A 24,330-nucleotide genomic window follows, 5' to 3' on the forward strand; every position below is an offset into this window, starting at 1 on the left:
CGGCTGCGCGCACAGGGGCACCGCGCCAGGTGGGCCTAGAGCGGATTGCCATCGCGGTCGCGATAGATCTCGCGCCGGCCGACGTGATTGGCCGGACCGACCAGACCATCTTCTTCCATCCGCTCGATCCATTTCGCCGCGGTGTTGTAGCCAACACCCATCTGGCGCTGGAGCCACGAACCCGATGCTTTCTGGTTCTCGATCACGATCTGGCAGGCCTGACGATATTTGCGCTCTTCGGGGTTATCGGAGGCTGTCAGATCATCTTCAAAACCGAAGCCGCCATCTTCGGGTTCTTCGGTAACTGCGTCGACATATTCCGGTGCGCCCTGCCCGCGCCAGAAATCAGCGACGGCTTCGACTTCCTCATCGGACACGAACGGCCCGTGGACACGCACCATCGCGCCGGTGTTGGGCTTGTAGAGCATGTCGCCCTTGCCCAGCAGCTGTTCCGCGCCCTGTTCGCCAAGGATGGTACGGCTGTCGATCCGGCTCGTTACCTTGAAGCTGATGCGGGTCGGCAGGTTGGCCTTGATCACCCCGGTGATGACATCGACCGAAGGCCGCTGCGTCGCCATGATGAGATGGATGCCCGCGGCGCGCGATTTCTGCGACAGACGCTGGATCAGGACTTCGATTTCCTTGCCGACTGTCACCATCAGATCGGCGAGTTCATCGACGATCAGCACGATCTGCGGCAGCGGCTGATAATCGAGCTGTTCTTCTTCATAAAGCTGTTCGCCGGTATCGGGATCGAACCCGGTCTGCACCCGGCGGCCCAAAGGCTTGCCCTTGGCGATGGCGGCGGCGACTTTCTCGTTGAAGGAATTGATGTTGCGCGAATTGATCGCGCTCATCATCCGGTAGCGCCGCTCCATTTCCTCGACCGCCCATTTGAGCGCGCGCACCGACTTGTGCGGCTCGGTCACCACGGGGGATAGCAAGTGCGGGATGTCGTCGTAGGTCTTGAGTTCGAGCACCTTGGGATCGATCAGGATCAGGCGCAGTTCCGACGGGGTGAAGCGGTACAGCAGGCTCAGCAGGATGACATTGAGCCCGACGGACTTGCCCGAACCCGTCGTCCCCGCCACCAGCAGGTGCGGCATGGCGGCGAGATCGGCGATCACCGGCTCACCCGCGATATCCTTGCCCAGAATGATCGGCAGGTTGCCGCGCGCCTCGGCGAAGGCGGTGCAGGCGGCGAGCTCTTTCAGCATCACCACCTGGCGATCCTTGTTGGGCAATTCGATGCCCATCACGGTGCGGCCCGGAATGGGCGAGACGCGCGCGCTGATCGCGCTCATGTTGCGGGCGATGTCTTCGGCAAGGCCGACCACGCGGCTCGCCTTGATGCCGGGGGCAGGCTCAAGCTCGTACATGGTGACCACCGGGCCGGTGCGCACGGCGGTGATTTCGCCTTTGACGTTGAAATCATCGAGCACGTTTTCCAGCAGGCGGGCGTTGCGTTCGAGCGCCAGCTTGTCGAGCTTGGGGGCGGTGTCCTTGGGCGGTTCGGCCAGCAGATCGAGGCTCGGCAGGTTGAACGCGGCGAACATGTCGCGCTGGTTCGCCTTGGCCGGGGCCGCGCGTTTGGGCGGCGCGGAAGGATCGGAAATCTCGGGCGCGCGGCGCGGGGTCAGCTCGACCTCGACCTCACGCTCGGCCTTGGCGGCGCGGCGCGGGCGTGTCGAAGGCGGCGCATCATCCGGCGAGTCTGCGGCAGGGATTTCGGGCTGCTTGTCACCAAAGCGCGGCATCAGCCTGGCAAAGGGCGCGATCAGCGAAGCCCCGCCGAGGAATTCGGGCAAGGTCATCAACACCCGCCAATCGATCGCGAACACCCGCGTAAGCAAGGCCACGCCCCCGCCAAGGCAGGTGATGGCAAGGCCAAGGATCACCCATCCCGCCGCTTCGCCGCCAAACCGCGTCGCGACCGCTTCGATCCCTGCTTTGCCAAGCAGGCCAGCAAGCCCGCCGACCTGTGCGGGCAGGGTGCTTGAACTGCTATCAAACGCCAGTGCGAGCACGGTGGCGATCAGCACCATGGCAATCAGCAGCAGGCCCAAAGGTATCCACCACCGGGTGGTCTCGGGTTCGTCTTCATGCTCATAGCCGCGCCACAAGCGGCGCGCCGATACATAGAGCAGCGGCAGCAGCAGCACCGCGGGCAGGCCAAAGGCCAGCAGCACGCGGTCTGCGATGAAGGCCCCGGCAGCACCCATCCAGTTGGCGATGGAATCGCCCGCCGCCGCCGTCGAAGGGCTGGGGTCGGTCTGGGTGTAGCTGGCGAGCGCAAGGCCAAGGAACACCATCGCGCCCCACAGCAGCGCCGATCCCGTGATCTGGCCGATGCGGCGCATCGAGCGGCGCAGGCCGATGCGCCATTCGGCGTCAGCCGAACGGGTCGCAGGGGTGCGGGGTGTGACGGCGCGGGACGCCATAAGTGTCTCCTCGTGAGAACACATCATGAATCCTCGCGCTCGTGCGGTCAAGGAAAGAGCGATGAACCGCGCCTCAGCTCAACCCGTCGATTGCGGCCCAGCTCGCCCAGCCGAGCCTGCGCGCGTGCGCCCGTGTCATCCCGCCCAGCGCGATCACCGGCCTGCGGGCGAGCTGCGCCAGCAGGCGGAAGCGCACCGGGCCGAGCACCGCGCCGCCGGGGTGGCTGCGGGTGACAAAGACCGGCGAGAGCAGCATGGCATCCGCGCCCAGCCGGTTGGCCAGCGCGATTTCACGCGGATTGTGGACGGTCGCAAGATGGATCATCCCGGCGCGGCGCGGGGCCAGCGCGCGGGGGCTGCCGTAAATCCCATCCGTGCCCCATTCGCGCGCGGTCAGCGCCGAATCCGCAAGGATCACGGTGTGGCCGCGCGCCCGCGCGATCCGCAAGAGTGCCCGGAACCGGGCGAGCCGCGCGGCATCGTCAAGATGATAGTGCCGATAGATCAGCCCCGAACCGCGCGGCAGGCGGGCAAGCGCGCGGTCGAGCCGCGCATCATTGCGCGCATCGCTGATGAGCCACAGGCGGGGGAGGGGATTGGCGGGCGTCACCCAACCGCTATAGAGCCGGGCCATGGACAATACAGCCCTCACGCCCGCGGCCCGTCTCGCCGAGGTCCGCGCCAATATCGCCAAGGTGTGCAAGCCCGCCCGGCGCGAACCGGCCGACATCACGCTGATCGCGGTCAGCAAGACGCATCCGGCGGAGCGGATTGAGCCGCTGATCGCCGCAGGCCAGCGGGTGTTCGGCGAGAACCGGGTGCAGGAAGCGCAAGCCAAGTGGCCGGCGCTGCGTGCCGCCTATCCCGATCTGGAGCTGCATCTGATCGGCCAGCTGCAATCGAACAAGGCGGAAGAAGCCGTCGCGCTGTTTGATTGCATCCATGCGCTCGACCGGCCGAACCTGCTGACCGCGCTGGCCAAGGCGATGGCCAAGCTGGCGAAGCCCGTGCCGTGCTTCGTGCAGGTCAATATCGGGGACGAGCCGCAGAAGGGTGGCTGTGCGCTTGCGGATCTGCCTGCCTTTCTGGAGGCTGTGCGCGCCTCTGGCATTCCGCTTGCCGGGCTGATGTGCATTCCACCTGCCGATATCGAGCCTGCGCCGTTTTTCGCCCTGCTGGCGAAGCTGGCGGCCGATCACGGCCTCACCGGCCTCAGCATGGGCATGAGCGGCGATTACGAGACCGCCGTGATGCTCGGCGCGACCCATGTGCGGGTGGGTTCGGCGCTGTTCGGCGCGCGGGCGTAGCTTTTTTCGTTTTTCCTCGCGGTATTTCGTGCGTGTCGCACGAGCCGCTGCGGTCGGCCTTGCGGTTGCGTGCGCAACCGGGCTGTCTCATCAAGCGGCGCAGCGATGGGCATGAAAAAGGGGGCGCCCGGTTGCCGGAGCGCCCCTTTTTTGCGCGGGCGTAAGGCCCGATCAGCTTAGAATTCGAACATCGCCTCGATGCCGATGTTCCGGCCGCGCATCAGCGGCGAGAAGGTACCTGCAGTCGGCACTGGGCTGAAAGGCCGACGAACGCCGGTCGACACTCCAGGATTGCCGAAGGGCACCTGCGTGTCGCCGCCTTCCTGCACCTGATCGAGCAGGTTGCGGCCGTAAATCGACAGCGAAAGGCCCTGCACCGGGGTGACCCAGGTGATGTTGGCTTCGAGCATCGACAGATCGTTGAGCCAGCCGAGGTTGTCATCGGTGTATGCTGCCCGATCACGATACTGATAGTTCACACGGGTCAGGAACTGGCTGCTGCCAACATTCAATTCATGCAGCAGACCTGCCCCGACCGTAATGGGCACCACGCGTGGGATGCTCAGGCCCAATGAATCGTTCGGGTTCCCTGTGATCCCATCAGGGCTGCCGATGTTGAACAACAAGCTATCGTAGCCAGCATCGATGATGCCGAGGTTGGCAGTGAACACCAGCGAAGGCGACACGCGCATACGCGCTTCGGCTTCGACACCCGTGATGGTGGCATCGGCAGTATTGACGATGTTTTGCACCACCCCTGCGGCACCCGCCACGTTCACTTCACGCTGCATGTCTCGGACCTTGGAGACATAGGCTGCTGCATTGAGGGTGAAAGCACCGTCCGCTGTCTGGAATTTCCCGCCAAGTTCGAAGGTGTCAACCTGCTCTTCGCCAAAGCCAAGGTTGCCGGTCGCCGCCACGATGCGGTTGAAGACCGGCACATCAGTGATGCGGAAGTTATAGCCGCCCGAACGGAAACCGCGGCTCCAGTGGCCATAGACCTGGCTGTCGCCAAATTCGTACTGGAGGCCGACCTTGGGCGAGAGGTTCTGGAATTTCAGATCGTCGCTGAAACCATTCGCTTCACCGGTGAACGGATTGACTCCGCTCGTCGGACAAGTGCTCTGAACCACCGAGCAAGCCGGCCGCGGACGGACAAATGTGACGTCTGCATCTTTGGTTTCCTGGTTCCAGCGCAGACCGGCAAGCACGGTCAGCGCATCGGTCAGCTTGTAGTTCATGTTGGCAAAGATGCCGATCACTTCGTGATCCTGGCGGCCACCGCCAAAGAACTCCGGCGGTCGCGCTGCCGGGGGCAAATCGCGACGTAACTCGCGACCCTCGGTGTAGGCGAGGTTCTGGTTGAAGTAGAACCCCCCCATCACGAGGTCGAAGCGATCGGTCGAGATCGCGTAGCGCAATTCGTTCGAGAACTGCTCCTGCGCTGTTTCGGTGTTCGAATGGAACAAGAAAACCGGGGTCGCGTCGATGTCGCCGCGGGTTGTGCCATCAAACTTGCGCCAGCCAAACACATTGGTGAACGTGCCCGGACCGACATTCCAGGTCGCAGTGAGCGAGCCTGTCCAGATCTCGTTGCTATAGTTGCCCGGCTCGTCGATCGAGAAATCGAACGAACGGCGGTCGAAGAATGCACGGTTCTGACTCGACGGGCCATCACCGTCGCTGGTGAAATAGTCGAGCTTGCCGAGCAGGGTCAGTTCGCCGAAGCGGCCTTCCAGCGCGCCGCGCAGGATCTTGGTTTCGGCTGCACCATGGTTCGAACCATCGAACAGGTTGCGGAAATAGCCTTCATCCTTGTTGTAGTAGGCGCCGACCTTGAACAGCAGCTTGTCTTCGACGATCGGGCCCGACACCACGCCGCTGACGGTGTAGTTGGCGCCGCCACGACCGCTGTCGATCGGGCCGTCCACTGCCGCACGGAACTTGCCGCTGAATTCCTCGGTCGGGTTGCCGGTGTTGATCACCACCGCGCCGCCCGTCACGTTGCGGCCAAACAGTACGCCCTGCGGGCCGCGCAGGATTTCGACGCTCGACAGGTCGAACAGGTCGAACACGACCCCGCCGTTCACACCGAGGAACACGCCGTCAACGAACACGCCAACCGTCGGGTCAATCGAGGGGATCGAGGAGTTGATGCCGATGCCGCGCACGGTGAAGTTGGCGGTGCCGCGGCTGGTGCCAACCTGATCGAGGCTGACGTTGGGCGCCTGGAACGACAGGCCCTGAATGTCGCGGATCTTGAAGGCTTCAAGGCTGGCTTCGCCGAAAGCGGTGACGGCCAGCGGCACGTCCTGCACGTTTTCGGGGTTCTTGGTCTTGGTGCCGGTAACGATGATGTCGTTGATGGTGTCGAGCGTGCTGGCGCGTTCCTGAGGCGCTTCCTCTTCGACCGCTTGCGCATAAGCGCCGGCCGGAATGAAGGCGGTGGAGCACAGCGCAAGCGCGAGGATGCGACGCATTTTTGCGGGGGTGTTCATGTTAGCTCTCCCTGATGAACTGGCCGCCCCTTAGCGTGGCCACGGGCAAATGCAATCAGGCCCACCCTTCACCAAGCGCCTGTTTTTTCCCAAGTGTTGCTAAATTGTTTCAACCTCGCGCTGGCGTTGATCGCTTGCGGCTTCGAGCAGGGCCGCTTCGATTTCCGCCAGTCGTTCCGCCGCCTTGACCTTGGCCCCGGTCAGATCGGTGACGTAGAAGGTGTCGGCCGCGCTCTCGCCATAGGCGGTAATATGCGCCGAATGGACGATCAGATTGGCCTTGAACAGGGCATAGGCCAGCCGGTTGAGCAGGGCCGCGCGATCGCGCGCAGTGACTTCGATCACGGTAAAGCGTCCGGAGGCCTCGTTATCGAAGGTGACCCGCGGCGCGACATCAAACGCCTTGGCGCGCGAGTGCGGCAGCGGGCGTGCCGCCAGCTTGGGCACCAGTTCGACCTTGGCGAGCAAGGCATTGCGGATGCCCTGTTCGATCCGCGCCATCTGGGAGGCTTCGCTGAACGGCTGGCCGTGCTGATCCTGCACCAGAAAATTGTCGAAGGCATAGCCATTGGTGGCGGTGTGAATGCGCGCATCGATGATGTTGGCACCGGCAAGGTGAATCCCGCCTGCCATGCGGTAGAACAGGCCGGGATGGTCCGCCGCGATCACGCTCACCCGGGTCGCGCCGCGCACTGCATCGACGGCGCAGGCCACCGAGAGCTGCTCGCCGCCGGATCGGCTGGCGGCATATTGTTCGAGATTGCTGGCAATGATGTCCTCGGGCTCGGCAATCCAGTAGGCATCGCGCAGCAGCGCGCCCACCTCTTCGACGAGATGGCCCCGCTCGCCCAGCAATTCGGCCACACGGACTTTCTTGGCGGCGACTTTCTGGGTGCGCCCCTGCCGCATGTGGCCAAGCCGCAGGCGCTCTTCGGCGGCATCGTAAAGTTCGCCGAGCAGCTGGCCCTTCCAGCTGTTCCATGTGCCCGGCCCGACCGCGCGGATATCAACCGCCGTCAGGATCGCGAGATTGCGCAGCCGTTCGAGGCTTTGCACCTGACCGACAAAATCCTCGATCGTCTTGGGATCGGTGAGATCGCGCTTTTGCGCGGTGCGGCTCATGAGAAGGTGATGCAGCACCAGCCACGAGACCAGCTCGGTTTCCTTGTCATCAAGGCCGAAGCGCGGGCCAAGCCGCGGTGCCAGATCGGCCCCGAGGATCGAGTGATCCCCGCCGCGCCCCTTGGCGATATCGTGCAGCAGGACCGCGACAAACAGCGCGCGGCGCGAGGCGAGTTTGTGGATCAACTGGCTGGCGCGCGGGTGATCCTTCTTAAGCAAGCCGCGCTCGATCTGCGAGAGCAGCCCGATGGCGCGGATGGTGTGTTCGTCCACGGTGTAGTGGTGATACATGTCGAACTGCATCTGCGCATTGACCCGCCCGAAATCGGGCACGAACCGGCCGAACACGCCCGCCTCGTTCATCCAGCGCAGCGCGGTTTCCGGGTCTTTGCGGCCGCCCAGCAGATCAAGGAACAGCGCGTTGGCGCGCTTGTCACGGCGGATTTCAGGCGTGATCAACCGCGCATCGCGATCCGCCTGCCGCATGGTTTGCGGGTGGATTTCGAGCCCTTCGGCCTCGGCGAGCTGGAACAGCTCGATCAGCCGGACGGGATCAGCGGCGAACCAGTCATCCCCCGGTGCCCGGATGCGGCCCGCTTCGATGACATAGCCCTTGAGCATGCGCGGCTTCTGGTTCCAGCCCGCGAAAAAGCCCGAACGGGTGCGCTTCTTGGCGAATTCGGTATCGAGCGCGGACAGGAACACGCCTGACAGGCTGCCGACGCGTTTGGCTTGCAGGAAATAGTACTGCATGAAGCGCTCGACCGCGCTCTTGCCCGGGCGATCGGCGAACTGCATCGCTTCGGCGACTTGCCGCTGGAGATCGAAGGTCAGACGATCTTCCGCCCGGCCGGTGATGATATGCATGTGGCAGCGCACCGCCATCAGGAACCCTTCGGCCCGGCGGAAGCTGCGATATTCGGCCGCCGTAAACAGGCCGACATCGACAAGTTGCGAGGCGGTTTCCACGCGGTGGATATACTTGCCGATCCAATAGAGCGTCTGGAGATCGCGCAGCCCGCCCTTGCCATCCTTGATGTTGGGTTCGACGACATAGCGCGAATCCCCCATCCGCTTGTGCCGTGCTTCGCGTTCTTCGAGCTTTTGGGTGAGGAATTGCCGTTCGCTGCCGCGCGCGACTTCGGCCCAGAACCGGGCGCGCAGCTCCTCGTAAAGCGCCTGATCGCCCCACACCAGCCGTCCTTCGAGCAGCGCGGTGCGGATCGTGAGATCTTCCTTGGCGAGCCGCATCGTATCCGAAACCGTGCGGCTCGAATGGCCCACTTTCAGCCCCAGATCCCACAGCAGGTAGAGCATGGCCTCGATCACCTGCTCGCACCAGGGCGAGCGTTTCATCGGGGTGATGAAGGCGATATCGACATCGGAGTGCGGCGCCATTTCGGCGCGGCCATAGCCCCCGACCGCCAGCACCGCGAGGCGTTCGGCGGCGGTGCGGTTGGAAGCCGGGTAGAGATGGGTGGTGACGTAATCGTGGATCACCCGGATGATCTGATCGATCAGGAAGGAATGCCCGCCCACGCAATCATGCCCGGCCGAGGGCGCCTCGGCGAGGCGGCGGGCCAGTTCGCTGCGCCCCTGATCGAGCGCGCGGCGCAAGGCTTCGAGCACAGCGGGGCGCCCGCCATCGGCGGCGGCCAGCGCCAGCGCCGTCACTTCCTCGCCGAGCACGCGGCGATCGATGATCGTGCGCTGGCCCGAGATGCGCTTGACGTTCACGCGGAGGGTTCCCCCGCATGAACATCGGCGCCGAGCGCCGTGGTGATAGCCCGGCCTGTCAGCGGATTACGCAGCGACCAGTTCGCCAGCAAACATCTGGCGCACCGTGCGCTTGTCGATCTTCTGGGTGCCAAGCCGCGGCAGGCTTTCGCTGGCGATCCAGATATGGTCTTCGGTCGGCACCTTGAACGGCGCGATCCGCGACAAAAGGAATTCGCGCAGCGCCGCCTTGCTCAGCGGCGGGCGGCCTTCCTTGAGATTGAACACCGCAGCCGGCAATTCGCCAAAGCGTTCATCGGGCAGGCCGAACACCGAGCATTCGGCGATGTCGTCATGCGCGTAGATCGCGTCTTCCACCTCGATGCAGGAGATGTTCTCGCCGCCGCGGATGATGATGTCCTTCTTGCGGTCAACGATGAAGAGGTAGCCGTCTTCATCAAGATAGCCGAGATCGCCGGTGCGGAAGAACTGGGTGGCGGTGAAGGCCGCCTTGGTCGCTTCCTCGTTTTTCCAGTAGCCGCGGAAATTGGCGACCGAACGGATACAGACCTCACCGACCTGGCCCTGTTGCAGCTCGTTACCCGCATCATCGAGAATGCGCAGGTCAACCATCGGCTGGCTGGCCTTGCCGGTCGAACCGGGCTTGGCGAGATAGTTCTCGTTGAAATTGCCGCAGCCGACCGCGTTGGTTTCGGTGAGGCCATAGCCGAGCAGCGGGAAACCGCCGGGGAAGGCCTGCTTGATCTTGCCGACATGTTCGACCGGGCGCGGTGCGCCGCCTGCGGCAAAGCTCTTGCAGGCCGAAAGGTCATACTTGGCGAGATCGGGATGGCTCGCGATCTCGTAGCTCATCAGCGGCACGCCGACGAAATAGGTGACTTTCTCGCTTTCCATCAGCTGGAGCGCATGGGTGGCGTCCCATTTGGGCATCAGCACCAGCTTGCGCGCAATCGCGAAGCTTTGCAGGAACAGCGGCACTTCGCCCGTCACGTGAAAAAGCGGTACGGCCACCAGCGCGCAGGGCTGGGCCGACAAGTCTTCGCCCTGCTTTTCGAGCAGGATCTTGGCCATTGCCGACTGGCTGACATAGCTCATGATGCCATGCACCACGCCGCGGTGATCGGAATACGCGCCCTTCGACTTGCCGGTCGAACCCGAGGTGAAGAGGATCGTGGCGAGATCATCCGGGCCGATTTGCGCGAGCAGCGCGAGCGCCACCGGGCCTTCCGCGCCCGGTGCGCGCCAGACATTGGCAAGGCCTTCGGACGGCGCATTGCCATGATCGAACAGCACCAGCTTGGCCTTGTGCGCATGGCCTTCAAGCCGCGCGGCGCGGCCTGCATCGGCCAGCACGATGGTGCATTCGGCCAGATCAATCCCGTAGGCAAGTTCATCGCCCGACCAGAAGCCGTTGAGCAGCGTCGCGCAGCCGCCTGCCATGGCGATGCCCATGTAGGCGATCATCCAGTTGGCAGAATTGCGCGCGGCAAGGCCGATGCGGTCGCCCTTCTGCACGCCGTGATCCTTGACGAGGCTTTCCGCCACGCAGACCGCCGCAGCGTAGGTTTCGCCGAAGGTCAGCCGGATATCGCCATCGACGAGAAAGGGCACATCCTTATGTTCGTTGCAGAAATGCGCGAAGTAATGCGCCAGCGACGGGGGCGCGGCAGCAAAAGCGGGCATCGCCACACCACCGCGTTCAAACGGCACCGTGGCAAAGGGCATGCCCGGCTTGGTAATTTCGGTGATGATCGCTTCAAGCGCCATGTCCAGCGGAGTGGGCATGCGGTATTCTCCTCTCTCATTGTCTGTCCCAAGGAGCGGCGCGCCCACGCAGGCGCACGCCTCTCCCCAATCCCAAGGCCCATCGACTGCCCCAGCCCCTTCCCCCCGGCTTTGCGCTGTGCCAAGAGAGCGAGCGCTGAAGCCCAAGCGGCTTATCGATACGGCATGCCTGTCACCATTAAGAGGTTCGCCCCGTGCTGTCACTACTTGCTGCAACCGCTGCGGCTGATCCGATCCAGTGGACCGATCTGGGGCTGAAGCCGGGGATCGAGCTGGGGTTTTTCACCCTGCGCTACTATTCGCTGGCCTATCTGATCGGCGTGATCTTTGCCTATTGGCAGGTCTCGGTGATGCTCCGCCAGCCGGGTGCGCCGATGGCGCAGGTCCATGCCGATGATCTGTTCTTCTATTGCACGCTGGGCGTGATCATTGGCGGCAGGCTGGGCTATGCCGCCTTCTACACCGGCGGCGAGACCGGCATTCCCAGCGCCTTCACCGACTTTTCGGGCGAAGGGCTGGTGTCGTGGAAGCTGCTGCGGCTGTGGGATGGCGGGATGGCGTTCCACGGCGGGTTGATGGGCGTGGCTGCGGCGATGGCGTGGGTGTCGTGGCGCGGCAAGCTCAACTTCCTGCGGGTGGCTGACTATGTTTCGGTGACTGTGCCGATGGGCATGTTTCTCGGGCGGCTCGCCAATTTCATCAATGGCGAGCTGTGGGGCCGCGCAAGCGATGTGCCGTGGGCAATGGTGTTCCCCGGCGCTGATTTGCAGCCGCGCCACCCGAGCCAGCTTTATCAGGCCGGGCTCGAAGGCCTGTTGCTGCTGATTGTGATGATGCTGCTGTTCTGGAAAACCCGGGCGCGCTATCGCCCCGGCTTGCTGGTGGGTGTCTTCACAGTCGGTATCGGTCTGGCCCGCTTCATTAATGAATTTTTTCGTGAGCCGGATGCACAGCTGGCTGACTTTGCGGCACGAACCGGGCTATCGATGGGCCAATGGCTGACAATACCCTTGATCTTGGCTGGATTGATTGTCGTCGCCTCCGCGATGCGACGCCCGATGCTGGGCAGCGCCAGCATCAGGACGGCGTAAGCGACGGGGGCGAATGGCGTCCCCGAGGGCTGGTGCTGATCGATGATGCCGGGCCAGCCGTGCCACCTGTCGATGCGCCTGCGCCCGTCGTTGCGGCTGTCACACCGCCCGCGCCAACCACTTCGGCTGTCGCAGAGCCGGAACCTGTGGCGGTCGTGACTCCGGAACCGGACCACCGCGAGGAGCATGAGCCTCAGCCCGAACCCGAGCCCGAGCCGCAGCCAAATCTCGCACCCGCCGAACCGCCTGCACCCGAACCGCTCGCAGTGGCTCGGCCTGATCCTGTGCCGCCGGTCGATCTCGGTGCTACCTTCCGCCGGCTCATCCGCGAGACCGGCCCGATCAGCCTTGCGCACTTCATGGCCGAGAGCAACGCGCGCTATTATACCACCCGCGATCCGCTCGGGGCCGAGGGCGATTTCATCACCGCGCCCGAAATCAGCCAGATGTTCGGGGAACTCGTCGGCCTCTGGCTCGCCGATCTGTGGGTGCGCATGGGCAGCCGCAAGCATATCCACTATGTCGAGCTTGGGCCCGGTCGCGGCACGCTCGCGAAAGATGCGCTGGGCGCGGCGAGCCGCTATGGCTTTGCGCCGCAGGTGCATTTCGTCGAGACCTCGCCGACCTTGCGCGCGCTGCAATCCGCGGCCTTTCCGGGGTGCCATCATCACCATGATCTGGCGACCTTGCCGGATGATGCCCCGCTGCTGATCGTCGCCAATGAATTCCTCGATGCCCTGCCGATCCAGCAATTGGTGCGCGCCGCCGAAGGCTGGCGCGAACGGCTGATCGGCCTTGATGGCGATAATCTGGTGTTCGTGCTTGGCGACACGCCGGCCGATCACCTCGCCCCGCCAAGCTGGCGCCGGGCGCCGCAGGGCACTTTGATCGAGACCAGCGGCGCGAGTGTCGCGGTGGTTTCCGAACTGGCGATGCGGCTGCGCGATCAGGGGGGCGCCGCGCTGATCATTGATTATGGCGGGCGCGAGCTCAGCGCCGGATCGACCTTGCAGGCCTTGCGGGCGCACAAGAAGGTCGATCCGCTGGCGCATCCGGGCGAGGCCGATCTCACCGCCCATGTCGATTTCGAACTGATGCAGCAGGTGGCGGTGCGGCACGGGGCCGATGTGATGGGGCTTCAGACGCAGGGCGAATGGCTGCTCCAGCTCGGGATCGACACCCGGCTCGAAGCCTTGCTCCGGCGCCATCCGGCGGAGGCTGCCACGCTGCGTCGCCAGCGGGACAGGCTGGTGCGCGATGATCAGATGGGTGTGTTGTTCAAGGTGCTGGGGCTTGCCGGACGGCGCTGGCCAATGGGTGTGGGGTTTGCATGATGCGACGATGGCTGATGGCGGTGTTGGTGCTGGGTGCGGTTCCGGCGAGCGCCGCAGACACGATAAGTGGTCGCTGGATCACGCAGGAAAAGGATGCGGTGGTCGCGATTGCCAAGTGCGGCAACGCGCTGTGCGGCCGGCTCGACAAGTTTCTGGTGCTGCCCAAAGGCGGCAAGGATCAGCGCGATATCAACAATGCCGATCCGGCCAAGCGCCAGCGGCGGCTCCTCGGCCTGACCATCCTGTCTTCGCTGACAGCCGATGGTGATGTGTGGCGCGGCGAGATCTACGATCCCAAGAGCGGGCGCACCTACACCTCCGAAGTGCGCCGCAAGGGGCCGGGCGTGCTCGAAGTGAAAGGGTGCTTCGGGGTGCTGTGTCGCACGCAGGAGTGGAGGAAGGCGGGTTGAGCCGAACCCGTCATCCCGGACTTGATCCGGGATCGGGTTCCATATGCTCCCACGCCGGATTATCGCTCTCGACCAGTTCGATCTTCCATTGCCGGCGCCAGTTCTTGAGCTGCTTTTCGCGGGCGATGGCTTCTTCGATGGTCGGGAAAGGTTCAACCCGCACGAGCCTGTCGAGCCCATATTTGCGCACGAAAGCCGAGCCAAGACCATTGCGATGCTGCCAGATGCGCCGAACCATATCGGCGGTCACTCCCATATACAGCACCCCGCGCGGCTTGTTGGTCAGGATATAGACCCAGCCGCCGCGCATCGTCAGCGCCTGATCGTGACCGGTCCCGGATCAAGTCCGGGACGACGGGAAATGGCCTTCCCCAATTCCGCCGCCGCCTGTTTCGGCGTGCGCTTGCCTGCATCCTCGCGATCAACCGCGAGGTTCGCCTCGCGCATGGCTTCGACACTGATCGCCCCGATCAGCGGTTCGAGCGCAGCGATCACACCCTTGTTCTGCGCGATGCGCGGCGAGAGCATCAGCATCGCATCATAGCTTGGCAGTGCGCCTTCGGGATCGGCAAGCACCACCAGCTTGTCCGCCGCGATCCGCCCGTCCGAGGTATAGGCACTGATCACGTCCGCCTCGCCCGAGGCGAGGGCGTTATACATGAAGGTCGGCGCGAAATTGCGGCTGCGGGCAAAGCGCAGGCCATAGGCGTCGCGGACGTTGATCCATTCGGGCCGCTCGAAGAATTCGGGATCGCCCCCTACCGTCAGGCGCGGCGCGACCGCGGCGAGATCGGCAAGGCTGGTGACGCCCAATTCGGCCGCACGATCCTGCCGCATGGCAAAGGCATAGGCATTCTCGAACCCGAGGCGGCCCAGCACCCTGACCTTGTTCTCGCGCAGCTCCCAGTCGCGGATCGTCTCGTACATCGCCTCGCGTCCGGGATTGTCGGTGCGGTTCAGATAATTCGTCCAGATCGTGCCGGTGTAATCAACCGAGATGTCGATGCTCGATGCCGCGACCGCCGAATGCACCACCGCGCTGCCCAGCCCGTCGCGATATTCGACCGCGTAACCTGCCGCCTCGAGCCGCGCCCCGATCAATTGCGCAAGGATATATTGTTCGGAAAACTGCTTGGAGGCGATCACGATGCGCCGTTCATCGCTGCCCGATTGTGATGCGAGCGCGGCGGCTACGCCCGCAACCACCGCCAGCAGCGCCGCCGCCCATTTCCAGCGCTTGCGTTCGTCGATGCCGCGTTCGATCCACCACAACAGCCAGTCGGCCACCAACGCCAGCCCCGCACTGACAAGACACCCCGCCAGCACCAGCGCCCAGTTCTGGGTTTGCAGCCCGGCAAAGATCGGATCGCCAAGGCTCGGCTGGCCGATGGTGGTGGCGAGCGTCGCCGCGCCGATGGTCCACACGCTTGCGGTGCGGATGCCGGCCATGATGAAGGGGGCCGACAGCGGCGCTTCGACCAGCACCAGCTTCTGCCAGCGGGTCATTCCGACGCCATCAGCGGCTTCAAGCACGCCGGGATCGAGATTGGCCTGTGCGGTCACCGCATTGCGCAGGATCGGGAGCAGCGCATAGAGCGTCAGCGCCATCAGCGCAGGCAGGAAGCCCAAGGTCGGCAGGCCGGGGCCGAACACCGCCCGGAGCGAGAGCAGCAGCGGGAAGAACAGCGCCAGCAAGGCGAGCGCGGGGATGGTCTGCACGAGGCTCGCAAGGCTGAGCGCGAGGCGCGAGACGATGGCAGAGCGGCTTGCCCACACCGCCAGCGGCAGGGCGATCAGCATCGCAAGGCCGATCGCGCTGGCGGACAGCACCACATGCGCGGCGAGCTTGTCCCCAAGGCCGGGGAGGATGTCCCAGATATCGCCCATCAGCCGCGCGCTTCCCCTGAGCCTTCGCCCAGGCTCTCCATCGCGGCGAGGCGTTCGGCCTGTTCGCGCGGCACCGCGACCAGCCGCTGCGCCACCGCACCGCCGGCCCCTGCGAGCAGCGCCTGCGGGGTCGCATCAGCGACCAGCGCGCCCTTGTCCATCACCAGCACGCGATCAGCCAGCAGCAGCGCTTCGGCCATGTCATGCGTCACCATCACCGTGGTGAGGCCAAGGCGGGTGTGCAATTCGCGCACGGTGTTGCCGAGCGCGGCGCGCGTCACCGGATCGAGCGCGCCGAAGGGTTCGTCCATGATCAGCAGTTCCGGCTCGCCCGCCAGGGCGCGGGCCACGCCGACCCGCTGGCGCTGCCCGCCCGAGAGTTCATCGGGCATCCGGCTTGCGAGCGCGGGATCCAGTTCGACCAGCGCCAGCAATTCGGCGATGCGGGCTGGCGGCAGCTTGTCGCCGGTGAGGCGCGGGCCGATCGCGATGTTTTCCGCGACCGAGAAATGGGGAAACAGCCCGATCGATTGGAACACATAGCCGACCCGGCGGCGCAGCCGCGCAGGCGGGAGGCCCGCCACATCCTCGCCGCCGAACAGCACGCGGCCCTCGCTGGGGCTGACCAGCGTGTTCACCGTCTTGAGCAGTGTCGATTTGCCCGAGCCCGACGCACCGACCAGCGCGACAAAACTGCCTGCCGCGATCGCGCAGGAAACGCCGGCTCCCGATGCGCCCACCGCCGTGACCTCGCCAAAGCGGCAGATCACGCTGTCGAAACGGAGCAAGGGCGCGGGGAGATCCATCGCAGCCGTCCCTAGCGAGGTTCTTGTTTGCGCGCCACTCTCCCCGATTGGCCTTTGCGCGAGCGCTTGCTATGCGGGGCCTCAGAACGATCATTTCACTGCGGAAGAATTATCATGCGCGCGACCCCCGATTTCGATTTCCAGCTTGGCGAAGCGGCTCTGATGATCCGCGACAGCACGGCGCGCTTTGCTGATGAGCAGATCGCGCCGCTGGCCGAGCGCACCGACCGTGAGGACCGTTTCCCGCGCGAGCTGTGGGAGCCGATGGGCGCGCTGGGGCTGCACGGCATCACCGTCGAGGAAGAGTGGGGCGGGCTGGGGCTTGGCTATCTCGAACACGTGATCGCGGTCGAAGAAGTCTCGCGCGCCAGCGCCAGCGTCGGGCTTTCCTACGGCGCGCATTCGAACCTGTGCCTCAACCAGATCCGCCGCTGGGGGAATGACGAGCAGCGCGCGAAGTATCTCCCCAAGCTGATCTCGGGCGAGCATGTCGGAAGCCTCGCCATGTCCGAGGCCGGGGCCGGGTCGGATGTGGTCTCGATGAAGCTCAAGGCTGACGAAGTGCAGGGTGGCTATATCCTCAACGGCACCAAGTTCTGGATCACCAACGCGCCCGAGGCCGATACGCTGGTGGTCTATGCCAAGACCGACGGCAGCGCCGGATCGCGCGGGATCACGGCCTTCATCGTCGAGAAGGGCGATGAAGGCTTCGCGATTGGCCAGAAGATCAGCAAGGTCGGCATGAAGGGCTCGCCCACCGCTGAGCTGGTGTTCAACGACTGCTTCATCCCCGAAGATCGCGTGATGGGCCCGGTCAATGGCGGGGTGGGCGTGCTGATGAGTGGGCTCGATTACGAGCGCGTGGTGCTCGCCGGGTTGCAGCTCGGCATCATGCAGGCCTGCCTCGACACGGTGATCCCCTACCTGCGCGAGAGGAAGCAGTTCGGAAAGCCCATCGGCAGCTTCCAGCTGATGCAGGCCAAGGTCGCCGATATGTATGTCGCGCTGCAATCGGCCCGCGCCTACACCTATGCGGTGGCGAAGGCCTGCGACGCCGGGCAGACGACGCGCTTCGACGCGGCGGGAGTGATTTTGCTCGCGTCGGAAAACGCCTTCAAGGTCGCCGCCGAAAGTGTGCAGGCGCTCGGCGGCGCGGGCTACACCACCGACTGGCCGGTGGAGCGCTACATGCGCGATGCCAAGCTGCTCGACATCGGCGCGGGCACGAACGAAATCCGCCGGATGCTGATCGGGCGCGAGCTGATCGGGGCGGCGGGGTAAGGCACTTGATTTTTTAACGTGTCACGTTAAATGGCGTCACATATCACCCTCGGTGCTTCGGTGCCGAGGCGCACGGCGGCCCTTGTGGCCGCCGTTGCTTTTTGAGGGGCATGGATGCGCACTCGGGTCTATATCGACGGGTATAACCTTTACTACGCGTGTTTGAAGCGCAGCCCATACAAGTGGCTGAACATACACGATCTTGCGGTAAAGCAACTACCGAAGAACCGGATCGATAAGGTTCGCTACTTCACCGCGCGTGTGAGTGCCCGTCCCCATGATCCCACGCAACCGCAGCGGCAGGAAACCTATTTCAGAGCGTTGGCAACCGTCCCACAGATCGAAACTCACTTTGGTCATTTCCTTACACACGAGGTGGGCATGCCCGATGCAGCATCGTGGCATGCAGGACAGTACAAATCCGTTAGAGTGATCAAAACAGAAGAGAAGGGTTCAGACGTTAATCTTGCAACCCATCTCCTGATGGACGCATTCGATAATCTGTTCGATGTCGCCGTAATTGTCAGCAACGACAGCGACTTGGCAGAACCAATGCGCCTTGTCAGGCAACGGTTCGGCAAAACGATCGGTATCCTCGGTCATCGCTCAACCTGGGTAAGTGGCAAGCTAAGGCCCTTGGCGAACTTCATCAGAACCTTCCACAGCGGCGCGCTTGCTGCCTCTCAATTTCCCCCACAGCTGATTGATACGAACGGCGCGTTTCAAAAGCCAAGCCAATGGTGACACCATGACCGCCCCCACTCTCACCACCAAGCTCGACCGCGAGAGCCCCGAGGCCAAGGCCCGTTTCGCACACAACCACGCCCTTGCCCAGGAACTCCGCGCCCGTGTGGCCGAGGCCGCGCTCGGCGGGCCGGAGAAGCATCGCGAGCGGCACGTCAGCCGTGGCAAGCTACTCCCCCGCGAGCGGGTGGAGCGGCTGCTCGATCCGGGCTCGCCCTTTCTCGAGATCGGCCAGCTCGCCGCGAACGGGATGTATGAGGGCGACGTCAACGGCGCCTCGATCATCACCGGCGTGGGTCGAGTCTCGGGCCGCCAGTGCATGATCGTGTGCAACGATGCGACCGTGAAGGGCGGCACCTACTACCCGATGACGGTGAAGAAGCACCTGCGCGCGCAGGAGATCGCGCAGGAGAACCGCCTGCCGTGCATCTATCTGGTGGACTCGGGCGGGGCGAACCTGCCGCATCAGGCGGAAGTGTTCCCCGACCGCGACCATTTCGGGCGGATCTTCTTCAATCAGGCGAACATGAGCGCGCTCGGCATTCCGCAGATCGCCTGCGTCATGGGGAGCTGCACCGCGGGCGGCGCCTACGTCCCCGCCATGTCCGACGAGACGGTGATCGTGCGCAATCAGGGCACGATCTTCCTGGCCGGCCCGCCGCTGGTGAAGGCCGCGACGGGCGAGGAAATCAGCGCCGAGGACCTCGGCGGTGGTGACCTCCACGCCAAGAAATCGGGCGTGGTCGATCACCTCGCGGAGAATGACGAGCACGCGCTCACCATCGTGCGCGATATCGTCTCCCACCTCAATTCGCCGTTCGGTTCGAGCGCAGTCGAGAACCGCGGGCTGGGCAGTGTCTCGACGACGCTCGACACGAACGGGTTGCGGGACCCGCGCCCGCCCAAGTTCGACGCCGAGGACCTCTACGCCCTCATCCCCGAGGATGTGCGCGCGCCCTATGACGTAAAGGAGGTGATCGCGCGGCTGGTCGACGGCAGCGAGTTTCACGAGTTCAAGGCGCATTACGGCAGCACCCTCGTCTGCGGCTTTGCCCATATCTGGGGGATGCCGGTCGCGATCCTCGCCAACAACGGCGTGCTGTTTTCGGAGAGCGCGCAGAAGGGCGCGCATTTCATCGAGCTGGCCTGCCAGCGGCGCATTCCGCTGCTGTTCCTCCAGAACATCAGCGGCTTCATGGTCGGCGGGAAATACGAGGCGGAAGGCATAGCCAAGCACGGCGCGAAGCTCGTCACCGCGGTCGCCACCGCGACGGTTCCCAAGGTCACCGTGGTGATCGGCGGCAGCTTTGGCGCAGGCAACTACGGCATGTGCGGGCGCGCCTATAGCCCACGCTTCCTGTTCACCTGGCCCAACGCCCGCATTTCGGTGATGGGCGGGGAACAGGCGGCCTCGGTGCTCGCCACCGTCCACCGCGATGCCGACAGCTGGACACCCGAGCAGGCCGAGGCCTTCAAGGCGCCGATCCGCCAGAAATACGAGGACGAAGGCAATCCCTACTACGCCACCGCGCGCCTGTGGGACGACGGCGTGATCGACCCGGTGCAGACCCGCGATGTGCTGGGGCTTGCTTTTGCTGCCTGCCTCGAAGCGCCGATTGCCGAGCGGCCTGCGTTTGGCGTGTTCCGGATGTAATGCCTACCCCGCAGCGAGCTTCACCCGGGACCCCGGGTCAGGCTCGCAGCGGGGTTGCAGGTGAAACCGCGATACGCCCCCTTGCGTAACTCCCCCGATTGCGGGCAGAACCGGGCGCGAGAGAGGATCACCCATTGCCACAAACCATCACTCGCCAGCCCACGTTGCTGTCGCGCATCGTGCGGCGGATCATCCTTGCCATCTGGTATGCACAGGGGTGGAAAGTCATTGATCCGCTGCCGCGCCATCTCAAGAAATATGTGATCGCGGGCGCGCCGCACACCACCAACTGGGATTTCGTGTTCTTCACCGGCGCGACCCATGAAGAGGGCATCCGCCCCAATTTCATGGGCAAGCACACGCTGTTTCAGGGGATCATGAGGAACTTCATGCTCGACATGGGGGGCATCCCGGTGGATCGCCGCAAGAGCGCCAACGCCACCGAACAGGTCGCCGCCGAATTCGCCGCGCGTGATCATCTCGCGCTGGTGATCGCATGCGAAGGCACCCGCAAAACCGATGGCAAGTGGAAGTCGGGCTTTTATCATATCGCGCGCGCCGCTGATGTGCCGATTGTCCCCGCCTTTGCCGATCACGGCACCCGGATCGTGACCTTTGGTCCGCCGCTGATCCCGACCGGCAATTACGGTGAGGATTTGCTCAAGATCGCCGAATGGTTCCGGTCGAAGCTGCCCGATTACGAACGTTTCAAGGTGCTCGAAGCGCAGGCGCGCGCCATTATTGCAGGGAAGAATGATGTTTGAGAGCCTCGCCATGAACGCCGCGATCCTGCTGGCGCTGGTGCTGATCCAATGGGCGATCAGCGTGAAGATCGATGACGTGTCCTTTATCGATGCCTTCTGGGGCGCGGGCATGGGGGTGCTTGCCATCACCAGCTGGCTGCAACTCGATGCGCCCGGTGCACTGGCGACGCTGCTGATGGTGATGACGGCGGCCTGGGGCTTCCGCCTTGGCATCTATCTCTTCCGCCGCTGGAGCCACGAGGGCGAGGACAAGCGCTACAAGCTGATCCTCAAGAAAGATCGCGAGGCCGGGCGCTTTGCGCAGGCGGCGCTGACCCGGGTGTGGCTGATGCAGGCGGTGCTCTTGTTCGCCGTGTGCAGCCCCGCGCAGGTCGGCATTCTCGCGAGCAGTGCGCCCGCGCCGATCACGCCGCTCGCCTATGTCGGCATCGCGATCTACAGCATCGGCATCTTCTTCGAATGGGTCGGCGATTGGCAGCTTACCCGCTTCAAGGCTGATCCCGCCAATCAGGGTCAGGTGCTCGACACCGGCTTGTGGCGCTATACCCGCCATCCCAACTATTTCGGCGATTTCGCCGCGTGGTGGGGCATCTGGCTGGTGTGCGCCAGCGCCGGATGGGGCTATGCGCTGGCGACGATCATCGGGCCGCTGTTCCTCAGCTTCACGCTCACGAAGTGGTCGGGCGTGGCCTTGCTGGAGAAGGGGCTCGACAAGACCAAGGGCGATAAATACGCCGCCTACAAGCAGCGCACCTCGGCCTTTTTCCCGCTCCCGCCGAAGGGTTAATCGACCAACCGCGTTGTTGCGTCGCACAAAAAGTCACCGCCTGCTCTTTCAGCAGCGGCTGCAATGGCCTATGTTGCTCCGGACCAAGGAGGAACATCCACCATGCCATTGACCGAAACGGCCCGCGAAGCCGAGCGCGCGCGCATGGCGCAGCGCGTGCTGGAACTGGTCAAGGAACGCGGCTGCGAGATCCCCTATTCGGTCGCGATGGCGGAAAGCGGGCTGTCGCGCGCGCGCTTCGAACAGCTTTTTGCGGATTACGATGATCTGTTCGATGCGGTGGCGCAGCTATGGCTTCAGCCGCATATGGAGGTGATGGAAGAGGTCATGGCCTCAACCTTGCCGCCGCAGCGCAAGATGTATGAATTCTTCCGCCGCCGCTTCGAGATTTCGCGGGCACGCTATGGCGCCGATCCCGAATATTTCACCATTATCTGCGAAATGGGCGCGGCCAATTTCGAACGCGTGCGCTCCTATGTCGATCTGGCCGATCACTATCTGTGCGAGCTGATCGCCGAGGCGCAGGCCGAAGGGTTTTTCGCCGGGCTGGAGATTGATGAGGCCTTGTCGCTGATCAACCAGATGATCTCCACTTACACCCTGCCGGATGCGATGATCTATATCGGCCACAAGCTCAACGAGCATAAGCTCGCGCGGATTGTCGATACGATCTTCATTGGCTTGTCGGGAGAGGCGGGGGCGCAGTCCTCGGGCACCAACACGCTCAAGGTCGCATCATAGCCTGCGGGGCAGGCCTAGCGCCGCTTTTGCGTGAATTGCAGGACATTGGCCGGCCGCTTGGGGCGGCGTTCCGCCAGCGCGGCCTTGAGACTGCCGCCGATCATCAGCGCCGAAAGCGCGAGGATCACGCTGGCCCATAGCCAGTGCGGCAAGCCGGTCAGCGCGGCAATCTGCCCGGTGTCCGAAACGATCTGCTGCCCGCCCACCACGGCGGCGCTGGTAAAGAGGTAGTCGAAATCGCGCAGGCAACTCATCGCGGCAAGCAGGCCGACGAATTGCAGGGTAAAGCGCGCGAGCGCGGGCTGGCCCCGCCACGCCACCAGACAAAGGCCCGCCGCCACCAAGGGTAGCACGAGCAGGCCCGTGGGTGAGCGGACATAGAGCAGGACGCTGGCGAGAATGGCCCCGGCCATCAGCCACAAGGTCGGTCGCCACAGCCGCTGGTGCGCGCTGGCAAGGATCAGCAGCGCGCCCACCACGCTCGGCCCGAGCGGCCCCCCGGCGGCGATCGCCACCCGCACCCAGGTCCCGGCATCGGCCGTCACTGCGCTTTGCGCCACGCCCGAACCATTGGCGAAGATCATCAATTGCTGGAAATCCTGCCCCGCGGCGAGCGCGGCGAGGCCATGGCCCATCTCGTGAAACCAGGTCGTCAGGATCACAAAGGGATAGACGAGATAGGCCCCGAAAGGCAGCGAGGGCAGGAACACCACCACCAGCCCAGCGAGCAGCAGACGGCCGATCTGTTCGGTCTGGCTGCCGGGGCGCACGCGCCAGAAATCGGGTGCACTCACCCGCGCTCAGCCTTGTTCCAGCGGCGGACGCGGGTCGAGGCCTTCACGCTCTTCGCGTTCTTCCTCCTCACGCTGTTCGCGCAGGATCGACCAGCAGGCGAGAAACAGGCCGCCCACCAGCGGGCCGATCACAATCCCGGAAAACCCGGCGAGGCTGATCCCGCCCAAGGTGGTGATGAGAATGATCCAGTCGGGGATGCCGGTTTCGCGTCCAACGAGAATGGGGCGCAGCACATTATCCGACGAGGAAATGATGAAGAACCCTGCGAACAGCACGAACAGGCCCTGCCACAATTCGCCCGAAAGCAGCAGCCATACGCCCGCCGGCACCCACACCGCGCCTGCACCGATCACCGGCACCAGCGCAAAGATCGCGGTGATGACCCCGAACAGCAGCGCCGAAGGCACGCCCGCGATCATCAGCGTGATCGCGCTCAGGGCGCCCTGCACCAGCGCGACCACGCCGGTGCCCTTGATCGTGGCGCGCACGATGCTCAGAAACTTCCCGCTCAAGCGGTCGGCAATGCTGCGTTCGACGGGCGCGGTCTGGAGGATGATCTGCCCGATCCGCTCGCCATCGCGCAGCAGGAAGAACACCACGTAAAGCCCGAGCACGAAGGACAGGACAAAGCTCAAGGCGCCGCCACCGATCGACACCGCGTTACTCGCGATCAGCCCCGAGCTTTCTGTCAGCAATTCCTGCAAGCGCGCCTGTGCGGCCGCCAGATCAGCCCAGCCGTTCTGATCGATCATCCGCTGCAAGGGGGCGGGCAGCATTTCGTAAAGGTTCTGGTATTGCGCGCCGAGATCAATCGGGTTGGCCTGCAAAGTCGCAACCAGCGTGACAGCCTGCTGCACCACCAGCGTGCCGATATAGAGCGCCGGGACCAGCACCGAACACACGATGATCAGCAAGGTCAGGCTGGCGGCCCGGTTGGGCCGATCACCGACCCGTGCCAGCACCCAGCGGTACAGCGGCTGGAACATGATGGCTGCCAGCGCCGACCATAGCAGCGGGGTGGCAAAGGGCCAGGCGATCACCACCATCATCAGGCTGACCGCGGCAAGGATCAGCAGAAAGCTGGTCTGTTGCAGCTCGCCGATGCGGTGATGGTGGTGGTGATGATCGCTCATGCGTTCAGGGTCT

20 protein-coding genes are annotated in these 24,330 nt (G+C 64.2%); 10 read left to right on the plus strand and 10 right to left on the minus strand.

What is annotated here, in order from left to right; all coding sequences use genetic code 11:
- Positions 1–35: 35 nt before the first annotated feature.
- Together SOQ14_RS08440 and SOQ14_RS08445 are read right to left on the minus strand one after the other, a co-directional pair.
- The gene (locus SOQ14_RS08440; RefSeq protein WP_322897627.1) at positions 36–2,441 is read right to left on the minus strand and encodes an FtsK/SpoIIIE family DNA translocase; all 2,406 of its coding nucleotides are present in this window, start codon (positions 2,439–2,441) and stop codon (positions 36–38) included.
- 73 nt (positions 2,442–2,514) lie between these two features.
- The gene (locus SOQ14_RS08445; protein ID WP_322897628.1) at positions 2,515–3,075 is read right to left on the minus strand and encodes a thiamine phosphate synthase; all 561 of its coding nucleotides are present in this window, start codon (positions 3,073–3,075) and stop codon (positions 2,515–2,517) included.
- On the opposite strand from SOQ14_RS08445, the gene SOQ14_RS08450 reads away from it, so the two are divergent.
- Positions 3,074–3,748: a YggS family pyridoxal phosphate-dependent enzyme gene (locus tag SOQ14_RS08450; RefSeq protein ID WP_322897629.1), complete on the plus strand. Its 675-nt coding sequence runs from the start codon at positions 3,074–3,076 to the stop codon at positions 3,746–3,748. The genes SOQ14_RS08445 and SOQ14_RS08450 overlap by 2 nt on opposite strands.
- Positions 3,749–3,924: 176 nt before the next feature.
- Here the strand turns inward: SOQ14_RS08450 and SOQ14_RS08455 are convergent, their stop codons facing one another.
- The 3 genes from SOQ14_RS08455 to SOQ14_RS08465 form a co-directional block, all read right to left on the minus strand.
- Complete coding sequence (locus tag SOQ14_RS08455; RefSeq protein WP_322897630.1) at positions 3,925–6,246, minus strand: TonB-dependent receptor; 2,322 nt, start codon at positions 6,244–6,246, stop codon at positions 3,925–3,927.
- Positions 6,247–6,345: 99 nt separating this feature from the next.
- A complete protein-coding gene (locus SOQ14_RS08460) occupies positions 6,346–9,105 on the minus strand; it encodes a [protein-PII] uridylyltransferase (protein WP_322897631.1) in 2,760 nt (919 codons plus the stop codon).
- A gap of 66 nt (positions 9,106–9,171) precedes the next feature.
- A complete protein-coding gene (locus SOQ14_RS08465) occupies positions 9,172–10,890 on the minus strand; it encodes a class I adenylate-forming enzyme family protein (protein ID WP_322897633.1) in 1,719 nt (572 codons plus the stop codon).
- A gap of 194 nt (positions 10,891–11,084) precedes the next feature.
- Between SOQ14_RS08465 and lgt the strand changes: the two genes are divergently transcribed.
- From lgt to SOQ14_RS08480, 3 genes are read left to right on the plus strand one after another with little or no spacing between them, the layout of a single operon-like run.
- Positions 11,085–11,981: a prolipoprotein diacylglyceryl transferase gene (gene lgt, locus SOQ14_RS08470; protein ID WP_322897634.1), complete on the plus strand. Its 897-nt coding sequence runs from the start codon at positions 11,085–11,087 to the stop codon at positions 11,979–11,981.
- On the plus strand, positions 11,885–13,315 hold the full coding sequence (locus SOQ14_RS08475) for an SAM-dependent methyltransferase (RefSeq protein ID WP_322897635.1): 1,431 nt from the start codon (positions 11,885–11,887) through the stop codon (positions 13,313–13,315). Before lgt ends, SOQ14_RS08475 begins: the two co-directional genes overlap by 97 nt.
- Positions 13,312–13,725, plus strand: coding sequence for a DUF2147 domain-containing protein (locus tag SOQ14_RS08480; RefSeq protein ID WP_322897636.1), 414 nt, complete (start codon positions 13,312–13,314; stop codon positions 13,723–13,725). Before SOQ14_RS08475 ends, SOQ14_RS08480 begins: the two co-directional genes overlap by 4 nt.
- Before the next feature lie 10 nt (positions 13,726–13,735).
- On the opposite strand, the gene SOQ14_RS08485 is transcribed toward SOQ14_RS08480, so the two are convergent.
- From SOQ14_RS08485 to SOQ14_RS08495, 3 genes are read right to left on the minus strand one after another with little or no spacing between them, the layout of a single operon-like run.
- The gene (locus SOQ14_RS08485; RefSeq protein ID WP_322897637.1) at positions 13,736–14,035 is read right to left on the minus strand and encodes a GIY-YIG nuclease family protein; all 300 of its coding nucleotides are present in this window, start codon (positions 14,033–14,035) and stop codon (positions 13,736–13,738) included.
- Positions 14,036–14,037: 2 nt separating this feature from the next.
- Positions 14,038–15,612, minus strand: coding sequence for an ABC transporter permease/substrate-binding protein (locus tag SOQ14_RS08490; RefSeq protein WP_322897638.1), 1,575 nt, complete (start codon positions 15,610–15,612; stop codon positions 14,038–14,040).
- Positions 15,612–16,418 carry an ATP-binding cassette domain-containing protein gene (locus tag SOQ14_RS08495; protein WP_322897639.1) on the minus strand — a complete coding sequence of 269 codons (807 nt, stop codon included), beginning with the start codon at positions 16,416–16,418 and terminating at the stop codon, positions 15,612–15,614. Before SOQ14_RS08495 ends, SOQ14_RS08490 begins: the two co-directional genes overlap by 1 nt.
- Positions 16,419–16,532: 114 nt before the next feature.
- On the opposite strand from SOQ14_RS08495, the gene SOQ14_RS08500 reads away from it, so the two are divergent.
- The 6 genes from SOQ14_RS08500 to SOQ14_RS08525 all read left to right on the plus strand — a co-directional run bounded on the left by SOQ14_RS08500 (position 16,533) and on the right by SOQ14_RS08525 (position 22,389).
- Complete coding sequence (locus SOQ14_RS08500; RefSeq protein WP_322897640.1) at positions 16,533–17,699, plus strand: isovaleryl-CoA dehydrogenase; 1,167 nt, start codon at positions 16,533–16,535, stop codon at positions 17,697–17,699.
- Between the two features lie 114 nt (positions 17,700–17,813).
- Positions 17,814–18,443 carry an NYN domain-containing protein gene (locus SOQ14_RS08505; protein ID WP_322897641.1) on the plus strand — a complete coding sequence of 210 codons (630 nt, stop codon included), beginning with the start codon at positions 17,814–17,816 and terminating at the stop codon, positions 18,441–18,443.
- A 4-nt stretch (positions 18,444–18,447) separates the two neighbouring features.
- Entirely contained in the window at positions 18,448–20,097 is a 1,650-nt protein-coding gene (locus SOQ14_RS08510) for a carboxyl transferase domain-containing protein (RefSeq protein WP_322897642.1), read from the plus strand.
- 134 nt (positions 20,098–20,231) lie between these two features.
- Positions 20,232–20,861, plus strand: a complete 630-nt coding sequence (locus SOQ14_RS08515; RefSeq protein ID WP_322897643.1) for a 1-acyl-sn-glycerol-3-phosphate acyltransferase — start codon at positions 20,232–20,234, stop codon at positions 20,859–20,861.
- Complete coding sequence (locus SOQ14_RS08520; protein ID WP_322897644.1) at positions 20,854–21,648, plus strand: DUF1295 domain-containing protein; 795 nt, start codon at positions 20,854–20,856, stop codon at positions 21,646–21,648. Before SOQ14_RS08515 ends, SOQ14_RS08520 begins: the two co-directional genes overlap by 8 nt.
- Before the next feature lie 102 nt (positions 21,649–21,750).
- On the plus strand, positions 21,751–22,389 hold the full coding sequence (locus tag SOQ14_RS08525; RefSeq protein WP_322897645.1) for a hypothetical protein: 639 nt from the start codon (positions 21,751–21,753) through the stop codon (positions 22,387–22,389).
- 14 nt (positions 22,390–22,403) lie between these two features.
- On the opposite strand, the gene SOQ14_RS08530 is transcribed toward SOQ14_RS08525, so the two are convergent.
- Both SOQ14_RS08530 and SOQ14_RS08535 read right to left on the minus strand, forming a co-directional pair.
- Positions 22,404–23,183 (minus strand): M50 family metallopeptidase, encoded by a 780-nt coding sequence (locus tag SOQ14_RS08530; protein ID WP_322897647.1) that lies wholly within the window; start codon positions 23,181–23,183, stop codon positions 22,404–22,406.
- 6 nt (positions 23,184–23,189) lie between these two features.
- Positions 23,190–24,317, minus strand: coding sequence for an AI-2E family transporter (locus tag SOQ14_RS08535; RefSeq protein ID WP_322897648.1), 1,128 nt, complete (start codon positions 24,315–24,317; stop codon positions 23,190–23,192).
- Between the last annotated feature and the right edge of the window lie 13 nt (positions 24,318–24,330).

The sequence above is a fragment of the Erythrobacter epiphyticus genome (assembly GCF_034653295.1).
GTDB lineage: Bacteria > Pseudomonadota > Alphaproteobacteria > Sphingomonadales > Sphingomonadaceae > Erythrobacter.

Coding starts and splice junctions, on each gene's coding strand:
- SOQ14_RS08440 (WP_322897627.1), bottom strand. CDS start 2,441: ATGGCGTCCCGCGCCGTCACACCCCGCACCCCTGCGACCCGTTCGGCT.
- SOQ14_RS08450 (WP_322897629.1), top strand. CDS start 3,074: ATGGACAATACAGCCCTCACGCCCGCGGCCCGTCTCGCCGAGGTCCGC.
- SOQ14_RS08445 (WP_322897628.1), bottom strand. CDS start 3,075: ATGGCCCGGCTCTATAGCGGTTGGGTGACGCCCGCCAATCCCCTCCCC.
- SOQ14_RS08455 (WP_322897630.1), bottom strand. CDS start 6,246: ATGAACACCCCCGCAAAAATGCGTCGCATCCTCGCGCTTGCGCTGTGC.
- SOQ14_RS08465 (WP_322897633.1), bottom strand. CDS start 10,890: ATGCCCACTCCGCTGGACATGGCGCTTGAAGCGATCATCACCGAAATT.
- SOQ14_RS08475 (WP_322897635.1), top strand. CDS start 11,885: ATGGCTGACAATACCCTTGATCTTGGCTGGATTGATTGTCGTCGCCTC.
- SOQ14_RS08480 (WP_322897636.1), top strand. CDS start 13,312: ATGATGCGACGATGGCTGATGGCGGTGTTGGTGCTGGGTGCGGTTCCG.
- SOQ14_RS08485 (WP_322897637.1), bottom strand. CDS start 14,035: ATGCGCGGCGGCTGGGTCTATATCCTGACCAACAAGCCGCGCGGGGTG.
- SOQ14_RS08490 (WP_322897638.1), bottom strand. CDS start 15,612: ATGGGCGATATCTGGGACATCCTCCCCGGCCTTGGGGACAAGCTCGCC.
- SOQ14_RS08495 (WP_322897639.1), bottom strand. CDS start 16,418: ATGGATCTCCCCGCGCCCTTGCTCCGTTTCGACAGCGTGATCTGCCGC.
- SOQ14_RS08500 (WP_322897640.1), top strand. CDS start 16,533: ATGCGCGCGACCCCCGATTTCGATTTCCAGCTTGGCGAAGCGGCTCTG.
- SOQ14_RS08505 (WP_322897641.1), top strand. CDS start 17,814: ATGCGCACTCGGGTCTATATCGACGGGTATAACCTTTACTACGCGTGT.
- SOQ14_RS08510 (WP_322897642.1), top strand. CDS start 18,448: ATGACCGCCCCCACTCTCACCACCAAGCTCGACCGCGAGAGCCCCGAG.
- SOQ14_RS08520 (WP_322897644.1), top strand. CDS start 20,854: ATGTTTGAGAGCCTCGCCATGAACGCCGCGATCCTGCTGGCGCTGGTG.
- SOQ14_RS08525 (WP_322897645.1), top strand. CDS start 21,751: ATGCCATTGACCGAAACGGCCCGCGAAGCCGAGCGCGCGCGCATGGCG.
- SOQ14_RS08535 (WP_322897648.1), bottom strand. CDS start 24,317: ATGAGCGATCATCACCACCACCATCACCGCATCGGCGAGCTGCAACAG.